This is a genomic window from Nonomuraea sp. NPDC004702 (assembly GCF_053601695.1).
This window is the reverse complement of record NZ_JBSGCE010000023.1, coordinates 137,728-153,500: the sequence shown is the minus strand read 5'-3', so window position 1 is coordinate 153,500 and position 15,773 is coordinate 137,728. Positions and strand designations below refer to the sequence as shown.

The window sequence follows — 15,773 nt, the reverse complement described above, 5'->3', positions numbered from 1 at the left end:
GCCGCGCGGCCCGGGGCGTGGCGCGCGGACGCCACGGGTACGGACCGGAGATGACGATCGACGAGCGGGACGGCGCGGACGTCACGCCCGCCACCGACTGGCTGCTCGGCCCGGTGTCCCGCGAGGAGTTCCTGCGGGACCACCAGGGGCGGCGGCATCTCCTGCTGCGCAGGCGGTCGCCCGGCCACTACCGCGAGCTGTTCTCGCTGGCCCGCCTCGACGAGCTGCTGTCCGGCTCCGGCCTGCACGCCGGGGCCGTGCGCGTGGTCCGCGACGGCCACGCCGACGGCGGCGCGGCCGGGCTGGAGGACCTCTACGCCCGCTACCGCGACGGCTCGACCCTGATCATGCCTTCGGTGCACGAACGGTGGCCGCCGCTGCGGGAGCTGTGCCGGCGGCTGGCGGGCGAGTTCAGCGCGGAGTGCCGGGTCAACGCCTACCTCACCCCGCCGCGGGCGCGCGGCTTCGGCGTCCACCACGACTCCCACGACGTGTTCGTGCTGCAGGTGGCCGGGACCAAACGCTGGCGGATCCACGAGGACGCCCGCCGCGAGTTCGACCTGTGCGAAGGGGACCTGCTCTACCTGCCGCGCGGCCTGCCGCACGAGGCCGCCTCGGCGCAGGGCGCTTCCCTGCACCTGAGCGTCGGCGTCCACCCCCTGACCTGGGCCGACGTGCTGCTGGCCGGGTGCGAGGCGGCCGTCTCCGCCGACCCCGGCTGCCAGGAGCCGCTGCCCTTCGGCTTCGCCCGTACGAGCGGCGGCCGGGCCGCCACCCGGGAGCGCATCCGCGAGCTGACCGCCCGCCTGATGACCGTCCTCACCCCCGAGAGGCTGGCCGACGACGCGGTGGACATGGCGTTGCTCGCCGAGGGCGACCGGCTGGGCGGCCATCTGCTCGACCTCACGGGCCTGGCCGGCCTCGACGCCGGCACCGCCGTCCGGCTCCGCCCCGGCCTGCGCTGGGAGAGCAGACGGGACGCCGGCACGCTGGTCCTCGCCTTCCACGGCAAACGGCTCAGCCTCCCGGCCCGGCACGAGCCGGCCTTCCTGCGCATGGCGGACGGCGAGCCCTTCACCGCGGCCGGCCTGCCGGGGGAGGACGGCCTCGCCCTGGTACGCCGCCTGGTCGAGGAGGGCTTCCTGACCCTGGCGACGTCAGGCTGACCCGGCGGCGCCACCTGTGCCAGGGGCAGCGGGCCTGCGGAAGACGCAGCGCACCACGTGCCAGCGTTTGGGCTCGTCCCTGGCGTCGACGCCGTCGTAGCGGTCCTCGCGCAGGACGACCGGCTCCAGCCGGGGGAACAGCGCGCCGGCCTCGGGGGCGCGCAGGAACGTGCGCCCCGGCCGCCCCGCCCAGGCGTCCTCCGGACCGAAGAACGTGCAGCACAGCACGCCGCCCGCGGCCAGGCCACCGGCCATCGCGGCCGCCACCCGGCGGACGTCGGCTTCGGGCAGGAAGGGCAGGACGTGGATCGCGACCATGAACGAGTAGGCCCCCGCCGCGACCGGCACGTCACGGACGTCGGCGTGCACGACCCGCAGCCGCGGGTGCCGCCAGGCCGCCGCCAGCGCGAGGGTGCAGGGGTCGGTGTCCACGGCCTCGACCGAGAAGCCCAGCTCCAGCAGGAAGCGGGTGTCGTTGAGCGGGCCCGCGCCGAGGTCCAGCGCCCGCCCGCGGACGCCGCCGAGCACGCCCAGCGCCTCGACGACCAGCGCGTTGGGCCCCCGCCCCGCCCGCAGGGAGGCGTAGGTCACGTCCCGCTAGCCGCTCACCTTGAGGATCCGCTGCTCGACCAGCACCTCGGCCAGGGCGACCCGCTCCTGCCCGGTCAGGCCGCCGGGCAGCTCCCGCACGTAGAAGGCGCCGGTGCGGGCCACGAACTCCAGCGCGGGCGAGGCGATCATGTTGGCGGCCACCAGCGGTTCGCCCGACGGGGAGAGCAGCTCGACCTGGTTCCCGTCGCGGCGCGTGGTGAGCAGCCCGGCGCGCTCGTTCACCACGCGGCGGGTCAGCGTGACGGTGCGATGGTCGTACCAGACGTCGGGGAGCGGGCAGCCGAAGAGCTCCTCGTAGCGGTCGCGGAACTCGGCGAACGTGCCCGCCGGGGTCTGCTCGGCGGGCTCGTCCGGCGTGCCGGGGTCGTTGCTCGGGCTGTGGTGGACGTACCGGCCGAAGTAGGTGCGGCAGAACTCGGTGTACAGGTCGGTGAAGAGGATGAAGTGATGCCAGGCGTCGTCGACGCGCGTCGAGTGCATCGTCCAGATCCGCGACCGGTCGACCTGCGTGAGCACCAGGTACTTCTTCGCCTCGGCGAACAGCTCCCCGGCCTCCTCCTCCGTCGCGGCGACGCGCTCCTTGACGAGCCGTTCGAGCAGGTAGGGCGCCTGGTGGTCGAGCGCGGCGAGCGGGGTGTCGGTGATCATGGCGGTTCCCCTACTCCGGCGACGACTTCCTGCGGCAGGACGAGATGCACACGCTGCTGCAGTCGCGGCAGGTCATGCAGGGGCTGTGGCAGTCGGCGCGCTCGGTCTTGACCCGCAGGTGCAGCCGGCCCGTCCGGATCTCCCCGGCGTCCTCGGCGGCCTCCGAGGTCAGCGACGCCTCGGCCGTGCCGGCCTGCCGGCGGACGACCTTGGCGTCCCGGCGTACCCACAACACCTTCGCGCCGAAGAGCAGGATGTCCTCGGGCACGTCCTGGATGTGCAGGACGTCGCTCAGCGGGATGTCGAGGGCCGAGTTCAGATCCTCCAGGCTGGGATACAGCGTGACGCATCCGTCCTGGTACGGCGGGCCCACGTAGCCCCAGAACGTCATGGTGTCCGGAAAACCCTCCTGGAGCAGCTTGACCAGGAGAGGATGCGGCTCGGGCCCTTGCACGGCTTTGCTCATGGCGGCACTCCTCGTTCCCGGCGAGCGTGACATCCAGGACCCGGGAGCGGCGGCGCGCCGCGCCGCCGCTTTGCCGAACCCGGGGCCGCGCCGGGCGGGCTCAGCCGAGGTCGCCCTGCGCCGCGCCCGGCGCGTTCGCCTCGGCGAAGACGCCCACCTGCTCGGACGCCGGTGACGGCGGCTGCTCCATGAGCGCCTGGATCGCGGACCTGCGCTTCTCCAGGCCCACTTCGTCGATGCTGATCCGCCGCCGGTTCCGGCTCTTGTCTTCGGTCATGCTCGGCAACCGTAGTGAGCCGCACGTCAACGCGGGGCAACGGCACCGTCTTGTTTGGGCGCGCTCGCCCCGGCCGGACGGCGTCGCGACCTGGTCTGTTCCGGTTTTCCGCCATCGAGGTCGGCGGCCGGACCCCATGGTGGCCCGCCCCCCGGCTGCCTAGCGTGGACCCTCGTGATCAGTCTGAAGGGTTTGACCAAGCGGTACGGCGACCGGACGGCGGTGGACGACCTGTCGCTGGAGCTCAGACCCGGCGCGGTGACCGGGTTCCTCGGTCCCAACGGCGCGGGGAAGTCCACCACGATGCGGCTCGTCCTCGGGCTCGACCGGCCCTCGGCGGGCACGGCGCTGGTCGGCGGCGTGCCGTACCAGCGGATCAGGAACCCGCTGCGGACGGTCGGCGCGCTGCTCGACGCGCGGGCGCTGCACCCCGGGCGCAGCGGCCGGGCGCACCTGACCGCGCTGGCCCGCAGCAACGGCATCCCCGTGCGGCGGGTGGCCGAGGTGCTGGAGAGCGTCGGCATGGCCGGCGCGGCGAACCGCCGGGCCGGGGCGCTCTCGCTCGGCATGAGCCAGCGGCTCGGCATCGCCGCCGCGCTGCTCGGCGACCCGGCGGTGCTGCTGTTCGACGAGCCCGTCAACGGGCTCGACCCCGACGGCGTGCGGTGGGTGCGCCGGCTCATGCGGTCGCTGGCCGCGGAGGGCCGCACGGTGTTCGTCTCCAGCCATCTGATGAGCGAGATGCAGCTCACGGCCGACCACCTGGTGGTGATCGGCAAGGGCCGGCTGATCGCCGACGCGCCCCTGGCCGAGGTCATCGGGCGCAGCTCGCTGACGGCCGTGCTGGCCCGCACCCCGCACGCCGGGGAGCTGGCCGGACGCCTGCGCGCCGCCGGGATCGCCGCCGAGCGCGTCGCCGAGAACGAGGTCGTCGCCACCGGCGCGCCCGTCGAGCGGGTGGGCGACCTGGCCTACGAGGCCGGGATCAGGCTGCACGGCCTGCGCACCCGGGAGGCGTCCCTGGAGCAGGCCTATCAGGAGCTGACGGAGAGCAGCGTGGAGTACGGGACGACGGAGGCGGGCGCGTGACGGCGGCGTTGTGGCAGGCGGCACGGGCCGAGTGGGACAAGTTGTGGTCGGTCCGGTCCACGTGGTGGTGCCTGGCCGGCGCGGCGGCGCTCATGGTGCTGACCGCCGTGGCCCTGGCCGCCGCCGCGGCCACCGACGCGGTGCGCGAAGGCGTGCCCGGCGCGCGGGTGACGGCGAGCGAGTCCGTGGTGTCGGCCACGTCGTTCGTGCAGTTCGCGCTGGTCGCCCTGGCCATGCTGGCGATCACGTCGGAGTACTCCTCGGGCGGCATCAGGGTCACGCTGCAGGCCACGCCGGTGCGCGGGCTCGTGCTGGCCGCCAAGGCGCTGGTGGTGGCGCCGGTGATGTTCGCCGCCGGGGTGCTGTCGGGGGCGGTGGCGACGGCGGCGGTCTACGTGGTGCTGCAGGCCGACGTGTTCGGCGGGCTGGTCACGCTGCCGTTCGGGGAGGCCGTGCGGGACGTGGCGGGCGCGGGCGTGTTCTTCGCCCTGGTGGCGGTGACGACGCTGGGCGCCGGGGCCGCGATGCGCAGCGCGGCGGGCACGCTGACCGTGGTGTTCATGCTGCTCCTGGGCCTGCCGCTGGTGCTGCTGATGACCGGGAGCCAGGCGGCGCTGGACGCCTCGCTGCGCATGCCGACCTTCGCCGGGCTGGCGTTCATGGGCAGCGTGGACAACCTGACCGGCGGGCCCATCCCGTACTCGGCGGGGGAGGGCCTGGCCTGGCTGCTGGCCTGGGCGGCGGCGGCGCTGGCGGCGGGCTACGCCGTGCTGCGCCGCCGCGACGCCTAGACTTCGGGCCCGTGTCGGACAACTTCGGCCCCATGCCGGACAATCGGGAGAACCCCGGCTCCGGGCTCATGCCGGACAACCGGGAGAACACCGGCAGCCGGGCGGTCAAGGCGTTCGGGCCCATGGACAACCGGGAGAACGCCGGCAGCCGGGCGGTCAAGGCGCTGGTGGGGGTGCTGGCCGGCATGGCGCTCGGCGCGGTCGAGCTGGCCTTCCTCTGCGCGGCCTGGCCCGCCTGGCTGCTCCCGGCCGCGCGCCCCCTGGCCCGGCGCGGCGCGGCGCGGCTCATGGCGCTCGAACGCGCCCGGCTGACCCGGTGGTTGGGCCACCCCGCCCCCACCCGCGACGGCGGCTACGCCTACCTAGCCGCCCGCGCCGCCCTGGGCGTGCTCGGCGGGTACGGCTGCGCCGTCGCCCTGTTCGTCGGCGGCCTGCTGCTGGGCGGCGGGGCGTGGGACCTGATCACCGGCGGCTCGGACCCCGTCCCCGTCGAGCTGCCGGGCGTGCGGCTCGTCACCACCGGCGGCATGCTCGGCCTGACCGGCGGCGTGGCCCTGCTGACGGTGACCGCGCTGCTCGCCCTGGCCGCCGGCGTGCTCGAACGCCGCCTGGCCGCCCACTTCCTCGGCCCCGGCGGCCGGGAGCTCATGCGCCGCCGCATCGCCGAGCTGACCGCGACCCGCTCGGGCATCGTCCGGGCCGTGGACGACGAGCGCCGCCGGATCGAACGCGACCTGCACGACGGCGTCCAGCAGCGCGGCGTGGCCCTGGCCATGCTGCTCGGCCGCGCCCGGCACGGCCGCGACCACGACCGGACCGCCGAGCTGGTCGACCAGGCCTACGCCGAGTCCCGCCGCCTCCTGGACGAGCTGCGCAGCGTCGCCTGGCGCATCTACCCCACCGCCCTGGACGAGCTGGGGATCGAGGCCGCGCTGGCCGGGGTCGCCGAACGCTCCGTCGTGCCGGTCACCGTCCACTACGGGCTGTCGGCCCGGCCCGCCACGGAGATCGAGACCGCCCTGTACTTCGTGACCAGGGAGGCGATCACCAACGCGGTCAAGCACGCCCGCGCCCATGACATCCTGGTCGTGGTGGCCGAGGACGAACGGACGGTGAGCGTGGCGATCTCCGACGACGGCGGAGGCGGCGCCGACCCCGCGGGCGGCGGCCTGTCCGGGCTGGCCCGCCGGGTCCTGGCGCTCGACGGCGCGTTCACCGTGGACAGCCCGCCCGGCGGGCCCACGAAGATCGTCGCCACGCTGCCCAAGGAGCCGCCGTGCGGCTGATCCTGGCCGACGACTCCGTGCTGCTGCGCGAGGGCCTGACCCGGCTGCTCGCCGAGGCCGGGCACGAGGTCGTCGCGGCCGTGGGCGACGCGCCCGCGCTGCTGGCCGCCGTCGCCGATGACCGGCCCGACGTGGCGGTGATCGACGTGCGCATGCCGCCCGGCCACAAGGACGAGGGGCTTCGGGCAGCCCTGGAGATCCGCGCGCGGTGGCCCGAGGTGGGCGTGCTCGTCCTGTCCCAGTACGTCGAGCCCCACTACGCCGCCACCCTGCTGGCCGGGCCCGCCGAGGGGCTCGGCTACCTGCTGAAGGACCGGGTCTCGGAGGTGGCCGACTTCCTCGACTCCCTCGACCGCGTACGCGCCGGCGGCACGGCCTTCGACCCCGAGGTGGTGCGGCGGCTGCTGGCCCGCACCAGCCACGCCGACCCGCTGAGCCGGCTCAGCCCGCGCGAGTCCGAGGTGCTGGCGCACCTGGCCCAGGGGCTGGTCAACGCGGCCATCGCCGAGCGCCTGCACGTCTCGGCGTCCACCGTGGAGAAGCACGTCAACGCCATCATGGAAAAGCTCGACCTGCCGCGCGACACCGGCTACAGCAGGCGGGTGCTGGCGATCCTGCGCTACCTGGAGGGCTGACCCGGGCCGGCGTTCACACGTCGATCACGCGGGGCAGCGCCGGCGGGTTCGGCCGCGGCCGCCACTCGCGCGGATAGCCGAGCGAGACCTCCACGAAGGGCACGCCGTCGTGGTGGGTCAGGCGCGGGATGTGCAGGTGGCCGTACACGACGGCGGCGGCGTCATAGGCGAGGTGCCAGCGGGCGGTGCGCTCGGTGCCGCACCACTGCGCGAACTCCGGATGGGTGAGCACCCGCGTCGGCTCGCGGACCAGCGGATAGTGGTTGACCAGCACGGTCGGCAGCCCCGGCGGCCGGGCGGCCAGCCGCGCCTCGGTGTACTCGACCCGGGCCGCGCACCAGGCGTCCCTGCCGGGGTGGGGGTCGGGGTGGAGCATGACCTCGTCGGTGCAGACGATCCCCGCGTCGTAGGCCGTGCGCAGGGCCTCCTCCTTGGTGGTCGCGCCCTCCGGACGCCAGGTGTAGTCGTACAGGACGAACAGCGGCGCCACGGTGACCGGGCCGCGCGCCCCCTCCCACACCGGGTACGGGTCCTCCGGCGTGAGCACGCCGAGATCGCGGCAGAGCTCCACCAGGTACCGGTAGCGTTCCTCGCCGCGCAGCCGCACCGGGTCGCGGGCCGGCGTCCACAGCTCGTGGTTGCCGGGCGCCCACACCACCCTCGCGAACCGGTCGGCCAGCAGCCGCAACGCCCAGGCGATGTCCGTCGTCAGCTCGCCGACGTCGCCCGCGACGAGCAGCCAGTCGCCGTCCGACCCGGGGCGCAGCTCCTCGACGAACGCGCGGTTGTCGGGATGGTGCACGTGCAGGTCGCTGACGGCGAGCAGGCGGGGAGCGGTGATCACGTCTCGGATCGTACGCCGCCCGCGCCGCGACGTGGCGCGGGGTCCACCGGCAGGTTGATCATCCCGGCGGCGGGTAGGTACGTCACCTGCCCGCACCCGGAAGAGGACCGCCATGACGACCGCGCCGACCCTCGTGCTCTCCGACGGCCGCGCCATGCCGCGCCTGGGCCTCGGCACCTGGCCGATGGACGACCGCCAGGCCCGCCAGGCCGTCGGCCACGCGCTCACGCTCGGCTACCGGCTGATCGACACCGCCGCCAGCTACGGCAACGAGCGCGGCGTGGGCGCGGCGGTCGCCGAGTCGGGCGTGCCGCGCGAGGAGCTGTTCGTCACCACGAAGCTGCGCGGCGCCCAGCACGGCTACGACCTGGCGCTGCGCGGGTTCGAGGAGAGCCGGTCCCGACTCGGCCTCGACCACGTCGACCTCTACCTCATCCACTGGCCGCTGCCCGGCCACGGCCTGTTCGTCGACACCTGGAAGGCGTTCGTCCGGCTGCGCGAGGAGGGGCTGGCCCGCTCGATCGGCGTCTCCAACTTCACCCCGGAGCAGATCGAGCGGGTGGTCGACGCCACCGGCGTGTGGCCCGCGGTCAACCAGGTCGAGCTGCACCCCGGCTTCCCGCAGCCCGGCCTGCTCGCCTGGCTCACCGGGCACGGCGTGGCGACCGAGTCGTGGAGCCCGCTCGGCGCCGGCGGCAAGCTGCTCCACGACCCGGCCGTCACCGAGGTCGCCGCCGCGCACGACCGCACCCCCGCGCAGGTCGTGCTCCGCTGGCACGTGCAGCTCGGCGCCGTGCCGATCCCCAAGTCGGCCGACCCCGGGCGGATGCGCCACAACCTGGAGGTCTTCGACTTCGAGCTGTCGGCCGAGGAGATGGCGCGCATCTCGGCCCTGGGCGGCGGCGGCAGCCGCCTCGGCGGCGACCCCGACCACCACGTGGAGCTGTGACTCCAGGAGCGGCCCCCGGTCAGCGTTCGTAGACGATCCTGCCGTCCACCATCGTCATCGCGACCGGCACCTCGGGCAGGTCGGCCGGGTGCGCGTCCAGCAGGCTGTCGTCGAGCACGCACAGGTCGGCGACCTTGCCCGGCTCCAGCGAGCCCTTCCACGACTCCGCGCCCTCCTGCCAGGCCGGGGTGCTGGTGTAGGCGCGCAGCGCCTGGTCCAGGGCGAGCCGCTGGTCGCGCGCGCCCTCGACGGCCCACCGGGTGGCGGCCGCGGCCACGCCGTGCCGCCAGTCGGGGGTGAGCATGGGGGCGTCGGAGCTGAGGCTGAGCCGTACGCCGGCGGCCAGCGCGTCCCGCACCGGCCAGGCGTGCCCGAGCGCGGCCTGGCCCAGGGCGTCGCGCAGCATGGGGGAGGCGGCGGCGGCGATGCCCGGCTGGGTGGTCAGGCCGATGCCGGCCGCGGCCATCGTCTTGAGGGTGTCCGGATGCAGGACGTCGCCGTGGACGAGGTAGTGGCGCCGCCCGGGGGCTCCGGCCAGGGCGCGGGTGACCGTGCGGGTCGCGCGGCTGCCGGTGGCGTGCACCGCGACCTGGTGCCCGGCCGCGGCGGCGGTCTCGATCATGGTCGTCAGGGCGGTCTCGCGCTCGTCCTCCGAGCCGCCCTCGACCAGCGGGGCGCCGTGCGTGCCGTCCTCGTACGGCTCGTCGCTCCAGGCCGTGCGCATCGGCGGGATGCCGTCGGCGAAGATCTTCACCCCGGCCACCTTGAACCAGCCCGGCACCTCGGCGGGCGGCGTCAGGTCGCGCAGCCCGGCGACCAGGTCGGGCAGTGAGCTGCGCCCGTCCACCTCGGCGAACAGCAGCAACGCGCTCACCCGCGCCTTGAGCTCGCCCCGCGCGGCCATCCCGGCGTACTCGCGCAGGACCTCGACGCCGAAGCGCCCGCCGCCGTCGTGCTCGCAGGGGCCGAGGCCGGGTTCGGTGTAGCTGGTGATGCCCAGGGAGGCCAGCAGGTCGCCGGCGCGCAGGATCGCCGCCCGCCGCTCCTCCTGCTTGCCCAGCCGGGAGTCGGGGACGAGGTCGGCGGCGCCGGTCAGGCGGTCCAGCAGGAGGTCGGGCCAGCGCAGGCCGAGCCACGCGCCGTGCAGGTGGCTGTCGTTGATGCCGGGCAGCACCGATCTGCCGCGCAGGCGCACGACCCGCGTCCCCGGGCCCACCATGGCCTGGACCTGCAGTGGAGTGCCGACCCTGACGATGCGTCCGTCCTTGATCGCGATGCCGGACGCGAGATGGCCGGCCGCGTTCATCGTGTGGACGACGCCGCCGGTCATGACCAGATCCGCCGACCTGTTGTCAGCCGCAGATTTCATATCCGCTCCGCTCTGGACACTCTCATTTCCATCCGCATAACGTACATGGAATCAGATACGATTTCGTGCCGGGAGGTGACGATGCCTCTACCTTTCGAGGCACGGCGCATCATCGATCGGGCCCCTCGCGGACCGGCGCACGCGCCGGCCGCCGCGGCCGACGACCGCCGCCGGAGCCGCTGATGGGCGCTCCCGCGGACGACGTCCTCGACGTACGGGGCCTCAGCGTCTCCAGGGGAGAGGTGCCCATCGTCCATGAGGTCAGCCTCGGCGTCGCGCCCGGCACGGTCACCGTGCTGCTCGGCGCGAACGGCGCGGGCAAGACCACCCTGCTCGACGGCATCGCGGGCCTGGCCCCCGCCGCCGCCGGCACGGTCACCCTCGCCGGCACGCCGCTGACCGGCCTGCCCACCTACCGCCGCGCCCAGGCCGGACTCGGGTACGCCGAGCAGGCCCGCACCGTGTTCCGCACCCTCACGCTGGAGCAGAACCTGCTGGTCTCCGGCGACGGCGACCCGGCCATGGTCTACGACCTCTTCCCCGAGCTGGACCGCAGGCGCTCCCTGCCGGCCGCCAACCTGTCCGGCGGCGAGCAGCAGATGCTCGTCATCGGCCGGGCGCTGATCGCCGGGCCGAAGGTCGTCCTCATCGACGAGATGTCGCTCGGGCTCGCGCCGGTCGTGGTCCGCCGCCTGATGGGCTCGGTGCGGGAGCTGGCCGAGCGGGGCATCGGGGTGCTGCTCGTCGAGCAGTTCGCCAACCTGGCGCTGGAGATCGGCGCCCGCGCGTACGTGCTGCGCAAGGGCCGGGTGGTCTTCGAGGGGCCGTGCGAGGAGCTGCGCGGGGCGCAGGACCGGCTGCACGAGTTCTACTTCGGCGCGGTCACCGACGACGGCCTCGCCCGGGCGGCCGGCACGGAAGGCGGGAGCTGATGAACGCGCTGCTGAGAACCTGGGGTCCCGGCCTGGGGCTGGCCGTCGCGGCGTGCGCGGTGCTGCCCTGGGCGCTGCCGCCGTACTGGATCTACCTGGCGATCGCGGCCGTGGTCAGCGGCGTGCTCATGCAGAGCTACGGCGTGATCGTCGGGCGGGCCGGGGTCATGTCGCTGTGCCAGATGTCGTTCGCGGCGATCGGGGCCTGGGTGGTGCTGCGGCTGAACCTGGCCGACGCGCCCGGCGGCTTCCTGCTGTGGCTGGTGCTCGGCGGCCTGGCGGCCGTGCCGGTGGGCGTCGCGATCGGGCTGCCCGCGCTGCGCATCCGGGGCGTCAACCTCGCCGTCGTCACGCTCGGCTTCGCCGTCTCCACCGACATCGTGCTGAACGCCAACCAGTTCCCCGGCACGACCGAGCTGAAGACGCTCGTCCGGCCGGAGCCGTTCTCCTCCGACGCGGCGTACTTCGTGCTGGCCATGGCCGTGTTCGTGCTGATCGCGATCGGGCTGGCGCTGGTCAACCGGACCAGGATCGGGCGGTCGTGGCTGGAGCTGCGGCACTCCGAGCGGGCGGCGGCGGCGCACGGGATCTCCGTGGCCCGCAGCAAGCTCACGGCCTTCGCCATCAGCGCGTTCATCGCCGGCATCGGGGGCGGGCTGATGGCGGGGCAGCTCGGCCTCGTCGTATCCGGAAATTTCGCGATGATGCAGTCGCTGGCGCTGTTCGCGGTCGCCGTGCTCATCGGGCCGCACAACACCGAGGGCGCCGTCCTGGGCGGCATCTTCGGCGCGGTCATGGCCACCGTCCTGGAGAAGCTGCGCCTGCCGCAGGACCTCGGCGGCATCCTGTTCGGCGTCATGGCGATCTTCGCCCTGCGCAGCGGGGTCAGCCAGACCGACTTCACCCGCGCCCGCAGGCGCGAACGGGCCGCCCGCCCGCTGCTGGAGGCCGCGTCCGGCGCGCCCGCCGAGGAGCCCGCCCCGGTCCCTCCGGCGGCGGGCGAGGGGAACGTGCTGGAGATCCGCGGGCTGAGCGTGCGGTTCGGCCAGGTCGTCGCCCTGGACGGCGTGGACCTGACCGTGCCCGCCCTCGGCGTCTCCGGCCTGATCGGCCCGAACGGCGCCGGCAAGTCCACGCTGATCTCCGCGGTCACCGGCTTCGCCGCCCGCTACGAGGGCTCGGTCGTGCTCGCCGGGCAGCCACTCGACCGGCTCAGCCCGAGCGTCAGGGCCCGGCGCGGGCTGCGCCGCACGTTCCAGACCACCGCCATCGCTCCGGAGCTGACGCAGGAGGAGTACCTGGCGATCGTCGCCGGGCGGCGCCTGCCCCGGCAGGAGGCGGAGGAGGTGCTGCGCTTCTTCGGCTGCCCGCCCGGCGAGGTGCCGGTCTCGATCCTCGACGCGGGCACCAGAAGGCTGCTCGACGTCGCCGCCGCGATCGCCGCCAGGCCGAAGGTCGCGCTGCTCGACGAGCCGGCCGCCGGCCAGTCCGCCGCCGAGTCGCTGCGGCTCGGCCACCGCCTGGCCCAGGTCCCGGCCCGCTTCGGCGTGTCGATCCTGCTGGTGGAGCACGACATGGATCTCGTACGAGCCGCCTGCGGCCAGGTCACGGTGCTGGACTTCGGGCACGTGATCGCCTCGGGGTCGACGCTCGACGTCTTGGACGCACCGGCCGTCAGGGCCGCCTACCTCGGCACCGTCTTGGAGGAGACATCGTGAAACGCGTACTCATGGCCCTGCCCGTCCTCGGCCTGCTGACCGCTCTGACGGCCTGCTCCGGCGGCTCGGGCACCGACGGGCCCATCAAGGTCGGCGCCGTCAACGGCGTCACCGGCCTGTTCCAGACCCCCGAGGTGCCGCAGGCGGTCAAGGCCGTCTTCGAGGAGGTCAACAAGGCCGGCGGGATCAACGGCCGCAAGATCGAGCTGATCAGCAAGGACGACGCGATGAACCCGCAGCGCTCCACGGAGGCGGCGCGCGAGCTGATCGACTCCGAGGAGGTCGTCGCGTTCGTCGGCTCCTCCAGCGCCGTGGACTGCGGGCTCAACCGGGCCACCTACAGCAAGGCGCAGATCGTCTCGATCCCGGCCGTGGGCGTGGACCCGGCCTGCTTCACCAGCCCGAACATCGCCCCGGTCAACCCCGGCCCGTTCAAGCTGCTGACCGCGATGCTCTACTACGCCTCCGAGACGCTCAAGCACGACAAGGTGTGCCTGGCCTTCACCGTGCTGCCGGGCAGCGGCGGCGGCATCGACGCGGCCATCAAGGAGTGGAGCGACATCACCGGCAAGACGCTGGCCGTCAAGGACACCTCGGTCGGGCAGGGCGACCCGACGCCGTACCTGGTCAAGCTCAAGAGCGGCGGCTGCCAGGCGGTCGTCTACAACGCCCAGGTCGGGCCCTGGTTCGCCCAGGCCAAGACCCAGGGCATGCAGGACGTCGACTTCATCCTCATGGCCAACGCCTACACCGACGCCAACGCCGCCCTCATCCCGGCCGGGATGAAGGCCCAGGCGGGCACCGAGTGGCAGCCGTACACCGACGAGACGCTGCCGGGCAACGAGCGGTGGGCGAAGATCGTCAACGACAACAAGATCCAGAAGACCGCGTTCAGCCAGGGCGGGGTGATGGCGGCCGACGTGTTCGTCCAGGTCCTCAAGACGATCAAGGGGGACATCACCCGGGAGTCGGTGACCAAGGCGTTCAAGTCGATGCAGCCCATCACCTACCCCATGGTCGGCACGCCCTGGGTGTTCGGCCCCGGCCAGACGCACAACCCCATCGAGGGCAGCCGCTTCGTCAAGGCCGAGAACGGCAAGTGGACGGTGCTGCCGGAGGGCTTCATCGTCCCGAAGCGGAACGGCTGATGCTCGACTCCGTGGTCGCGGGCCTGACCAGCGGCGGCGTGTACGCGCTGCTCGGGCTCTGCGTGGTCCTGACCTACCGGCTCGTCGCCGTGGTGAACTTCGCGATGGCGGCCGTGGGCGCCATGGGCGCCTTCGTCATGGTCACCCTCACCGACGCCGGCCTGAACGTCTGGCTCGCGCTCCCGCTCGGGGCGCTGGCCGGCGGGCTGGTCTCGGCGCTGCTCGGCCTCGGCCTGGTGCGCTGGTTCGGCGAGCACGACCTGCGCACCAAGGCGGCCGTCACCGTGGCGGTGTTCGTCGCGCTGATGTCGGTCGGGCTGCGCCTGTTCGGCAACAACACCAGCGGCGCGCGGCGCTTCCCGCAGCCGTTCGACGCGCCCGCCTTCACCGTGGGCGAGGTGGTCGTGCCGCAGGCGGTGCTGGTGTCGCTGTCGTTCGCGGTGCTCATCACGGTCGGCGTGGGGCTGCTGCTCGGGCGCACCCGGGTGGGGCTGCGGCTCCAGGCGCTGTCAGAACGACCGGCCACCGCGCAGGTCGTCGGCATCCCCGCGCCCCGGCTCGCGCTGGCCGTCTGGGTGGCGATCGGCGCGGTCAGCACGCTCGTGATCGTCCTGGTCGCGCCGCGGCTCGGCGGCGACTTCTCCACGCTGGGCAACCTGGTCACGACCGCGCTGGCGGTGGCCATGGTGGGGGCGTTCAGCAGCCTGTGGCTGACGCTGGCCGGCGGGCTGCTGCTGGGCTGCCTGGAAGGGGTGACGGCGTCGCTGGAGGCGGTCCAGCAGTACCGCGGGGTGCTGCCGTTCCTGGTGATGGTGGCGTTGTTGTGGTGGCGCAGCCGCCACCAGGTCTGGGACTCGGAGGCGAACGTATGACGGTCAAGGTCCCCCAGCGTCAGATCGGCGCGCACGGCCCCGAGGCGTCGGTGCTGTCGCTGGGGTCCTGGCACACCTACGACCGGATGGACTTCGGCGCGGCCGTCGAGCTGCTGCGGCACGCCGTGGAGATCGGCGTCAACCTGTTCGACGTGGGCGTCTACGGCCTGCCCGGGCAGCGGCCGGTCTTCACCGACGTGCTCTTCTCGGCCATGGTCAGGGCCGCCGGCCTGGCCCGCGAGGACTACCTGCTCTCGGTCAAGCTCTGGCTCGACGACCACCCCGGGCGTCCGCTGCGCGACCAGCTCGAACGCGCGCTGCTGCGGGCCGGCACCGACCACGCCGACCTGGCCGTGGTCGGCGACGTCCACCGGGACGACCTCGACCTGCGCCGCCTGGCCCGCGAGCTGGCCGCGCTGGAGGCCGAGGGGCTGCTCGGCTGCTGGGGGGTCAACAACTGGTCGGCCACCTCGATCCTGACCATCCGCAACCACGCCCGCGACCTCGGCTCGCCGGGGCCGCAACTGGCCCAGCTCAAGTACAACCCGTGCCGCCGCTCGATCCCGGAAGGGGTGCCGTTCTCCGAGGTGTTCGACGCCGGCGTCTCGCTGCAGGCCAGCGACGTGCTCGAAGGCGGGCTGCTGGCCGGCAAGGAGAGGCCCGCCCGGCCGGACTTCCCCGACCCCGGCGGCGTGCGCGCGCGGGCCGCGACGGCCGCCGCCGGGCTGGCCGAGGTGGCGGCCGCGCTGGAGGCGACGCCCGCGCAGGTGTGCGTGGCGTTCTGCCTCACCCATCCGGCGGTGGCCAGCGTGCTGTTCGGCGTCACGAGCACGGCCCAGCTCGCCGACAACGCGGGCGCGCTCGCCCTGCTCGACCGGGTCGGCGCGGCGCGGCTGCGCGAGCTGGCCGCGCCGTTCTGGGCCGACGCCGACACGGTGGACCCCGAAGGCCCCTGACGGCCTCCCGGCCAC

At 74.1% G+C, this 15,773-nt stretch carries 17 protein-coding genes; 11 read left to right on the top strand and 6 right to left on the bottom strand.

Features of this window, described 5'->3' with window-relative positions; genetic code table 11:
- The coding region (locus ACWEJ6_RS27325) for a cupin domain-containing protein (RefSeq protein WP_452427226.1) at positions 1–1,166 on the top strand (1,166 nt) is incomplete at its 5' end.
- Here the strand turns inward: ACWEJ6_RS27325 and ACWEJ6_RS27320 are convergent.
- From ACWEJ6_RS27320 to ACWEJ6_RS27305, 4 genes are all read right to left on the bottom strand, one after another.
- Positions 1,158–1,757, bottom strand: coding sequence for a class I SAM-dependent methyltransferase (locus tag ACWEJ6_RS27320; protein ID WP_452427224.1), 600 nt, complete (start codon positions 1,755–1,757; stop codon positions 1,158–1,160). The two genes, ACWEJ6_RS27325 and ACWEJ6_RS27320, sit on opposite strands and share 9 nt — an antisense overlap.
- 6 nt (positions 1,758–1,763) lie before the next feature.
- A complete protein-coding gene (locus ACWEJ6_RS27315; protein WP_452427222.1) occupies positions 1,764–2,426 on the bottom strand; it encodes a glycine-rich domain-containing protein in 663 nt (220 codons plus the stop codon).
- Between the two features lie 10 nt (positions 2,427–2,436).
- Positions 2,437–2,892 (bottom strand): hypothetical protein, encoded by a 456-nt coding sequence (locus ACWEJ6_RS27310; protein ID WP_387669537.1) that lies wholly within the window; start codon positions 2,890–2,892, stop codon positions 2,437–2,439.
- 100 nt (positions 2,893–2,992) lie between these two features.
- The gene (locus tag ACWEJ6_RS27305) at positions 2,993–3,169 is read right to left on the bottom strand and encodes a hypothetical protein (RefSeq protein ID WP_358286146.1); all 177 of its coding nucleotides are present in this window, start codon (positions 3,167–3,169) and stop codon (positions 2,993–2,995) included.
- Positions 3,170–3,343: 174 nt separating this feature from the next.
- On the opposite strand from ACWEJ6_RS27305, the gene ACWEJ6_RS27300 reads away from it, so the two are divergent.
- The 4 genes from ACWEJ6_RS27300 to ACWEJ6_RS27285 are packed head-to-tail and all read left to right on the top strand — an operon-like array spanning position 3,344 to position 6,970.
- On the top strand, positions 3,344–4,258 hold the full coding sequence (locus ACWEJ6_RS27300) for an ATP-binding cassette domain-containing protein (protein ID WP_452427219.1): 915 nt from the start codon (positions 3,344–3,346) through the stop codon (positions 4,256–4,258).
- On the top strand, positions 4,255–5,049 hold the full coding sequence (locus ACWEJ6_RS27295) for an ABC transporter permease (protein WP_452427217.1): 795 nt from the start codon (positions 4,255–4,257) through the stop codon (positions 5,047–5,049). Before ACWEJ6_RS27300 ends, ACWEJ6_RS27295 begins: the two co-directional genes overlap by 4 nt.
- Before the next feature lie 11 nt (positions 5,050–5,060).
- Positions 5,061–6,335, top strand: coding sequence for a sensor histidine kinase (locus ACWEJ6_RS27290; protein WP_452427215.1), 1,275 nt, complete (start codon positions 5,061–5,063; stop codon positions 6,333–6,335).
- Positions 6,326–6,970, top strand: coding sequence for a response regulator transcription factor (locus tag ACWEJ6_RS27285; RefSeq protein WP_358286154.1), 645 nt, complete (start codon positions 6,326–6,328; stop codon positions 6,968–6,970). Before ACWEJ6_RS27290 ends, ACWEJ6_RS27285 begins: the two co-directional genes overlap by 10 nt.
- 13 nt (positions 6,971–6,983) lie before the next feature.
- On the opposite strand, the gene ACWEJ6_RS27280 is transcribed toward ACWEJ6_RS27285, so the two are convergent.
- A complete protein-coding gene (locus ACWEJ6_RS27280) occupies positions 6,984–7,811 on the bottom strand; it encodes a metallophosphoesterase family protein (protein ID WP_387670367.1) in 828 nt (275 codons plus the stop codon).
- Between the two features lie 115 nt (positions 7,812–7,926).
- Between ACWEJ6_RS27280 and ACWEJ6_RS27275 the strand changes: the two genes are divergently transcribed.
- A complete protein-coding gene (locus ACWEJ6_RS27275; protein ID WP_387669530.1) occupies positions 7,927–8,763 on the top strand; it encodes an aldo/keto reductase in 837 nt (278 codons plus the stop codon).
- A gap of 19 nt (positions 8,764–8,782) precedes the next feature.
- Here the strand turns inward: ACWEJ6_RS27275 and ACWEJ6_RS27270 are convergent, their stop codons facing one another.
- Positions 8,783–10,132, bottom strand: a complete 1,350-nt coding sequence (locus ACWEJ6_RS27270) for an amidohydrolase (protein ID WP_452427213.1) — start codon at positions 10,130–10,132, stop codon at positions 8,783–8,785.
- A gap of 182 nt (positions 10,133–10,314) precedes the next feature.
- On the opposite strand from ACWEJ6_RS27270, the gene ACWEJ6_RS27265 reads away from it, so the two are divergent.
- Genes ACWEJ6_RS27265 through ACWEJ6_RS27245 form a run of 5 tightly spaced genes read left to right on the top strand, consistent with a single transcriptional unit; the run spans position 10,315 to position 15,758 of the window.
- Entirely contained in the window at positions 10,315–11,064 is a 750-nt protein-coding gene (locus ACWEJ6_RS27265) for an ABC transporter ATP-binding protein (RefSeq protein WP_452427211.1), read from the top strand.
- Positions 11,064–12,782: a branched-chain amino acid ABC transporter ATP-binding protein/permease gene (locus tag ACWEJ6_RS27260; RefSeq protein WP_452427209.1), complete on the top strand. Its 1,719-nt coding sequence runs from the start codon at positions 11,064–11,066 to the stop codon at positions 12,780–12,782. The genes ACWEJ6_RS27265 and ACWEJ6_RS27260 overlap by 1 nt, the downstream gene beginning before the upstream one ends.
- Positions 12,779–13,930, top strand: a complete 1,152-nt coding sequence (locus tag ACWEJ6_RS27255; RefSeq protein ID WP_357976886.1) for an ABC transporter substrate-binding protein — start codon at positions 12,779–12,781, stop codon at positions 13,928–13,930. The genes ACWEJ6_RS27260 and ACWEJ6_RS27255 overlap by 4 nt, the downstream gene beginning before the upstream one ends.
- Entirely contained in the window at positions 13,930–14,802 is an 873-nt protein-coding gene (locus ACWEJ6_RS27250; RefSeq protein WP_357707625.1) for a branched-chain amino acid ABC transporter permease, read from the top strand. The genes ACWEJ6_RS27255 and ACWEJ6_RS27250 overlap by 1 nt, the downstream gene beginning before the upstream one ends.
- Entirely contained in the window at positions 14,799–15,758 is a 960-nt protein-coding gene (locus ACWEJ6_RS27245; protein ID WP_452427206.1) for an aldo/keto reductase, read from the top strand. The genes ACWEJ6_RS27250 and ACWEJ6_RS27245 overlap by 4 nt, the downstream gene beginning before the upstream one ends.
- The last annotated feature ends 15 nt before the right edge of the window (positions 15,759–15,773 follow it).

Excerpts from the sequence above, each read along its gene's own strand:
- ACWEJ6_RS27315 (WP_452427222.1), bottom strand. The coding sequence starts at position 2,426 with ATGATCACCGACACCCCGCTCGCCGCGCTCGACCACCAGGCGCCCTAC.
- ACWEJ6_RS27310 (WP_387669537.1), bottom strand. The coding sequence starts at position 2,892 with ATGAGCAAAGCCGTGCAAGGGCCCGAGCCGCATCCTCTCCTGGTCAAG.
- ACWEJ6_RS27305 (WP_358286146.1), bottom strand. The coding sequence starts at position 3,169 with ATGACCGAAGACAAGAGCCGGAACCGGCGGCGGATCAGCATCGACGAA.
- ACWEJ6_RS27275 (WP_387669530.1), top strand. The coding sequence starts at position 7,927 with ATGACGACCGCGCCGACCCTCGTGCTCTCCGACGGCCGCGCCATGCCG.
- ACWEJ6_RS27270 (WP_452427213.1), bottom strand. The coding sequence starts at position 10,132 with ATGAAATCTGCGGCTGACAACAGGTCGGCGGATCTGGTCATGACCGGC.
- ACWEJ6_RS27265 (WP_452427211.1), top strand. The coding sequence starts at position 10,315 with ATGGGCGCTCCCGCGGACGACGTCCTCGACGTACGGGGCCTCAGCGTC.
- ACWEJ6_RS27260 (WP_452427209.1), top strand. The coding sequence starts at position 11,064 with ATGAACGCGCTGCTGAGAACCTGGGGTCCCGGCCTGGGGCTGGCCGTC.
- ACWEJ6_RS27250 (WP_357707625.1), top strand. The coding sequence starts at position 13,930 with ATGCTCGACTCCGTGGTCGCGGGCCTGACCAGCGGCGGCGTGTACGCG.
- ACWEJ6_RS27245 (WP_452427206.1), top strand. The coding sequence starts at position 14,799 with ATGACGGTCAAGGTCCCCCAGCGTCAGATCGGCGCGCACGGCCCCGAG.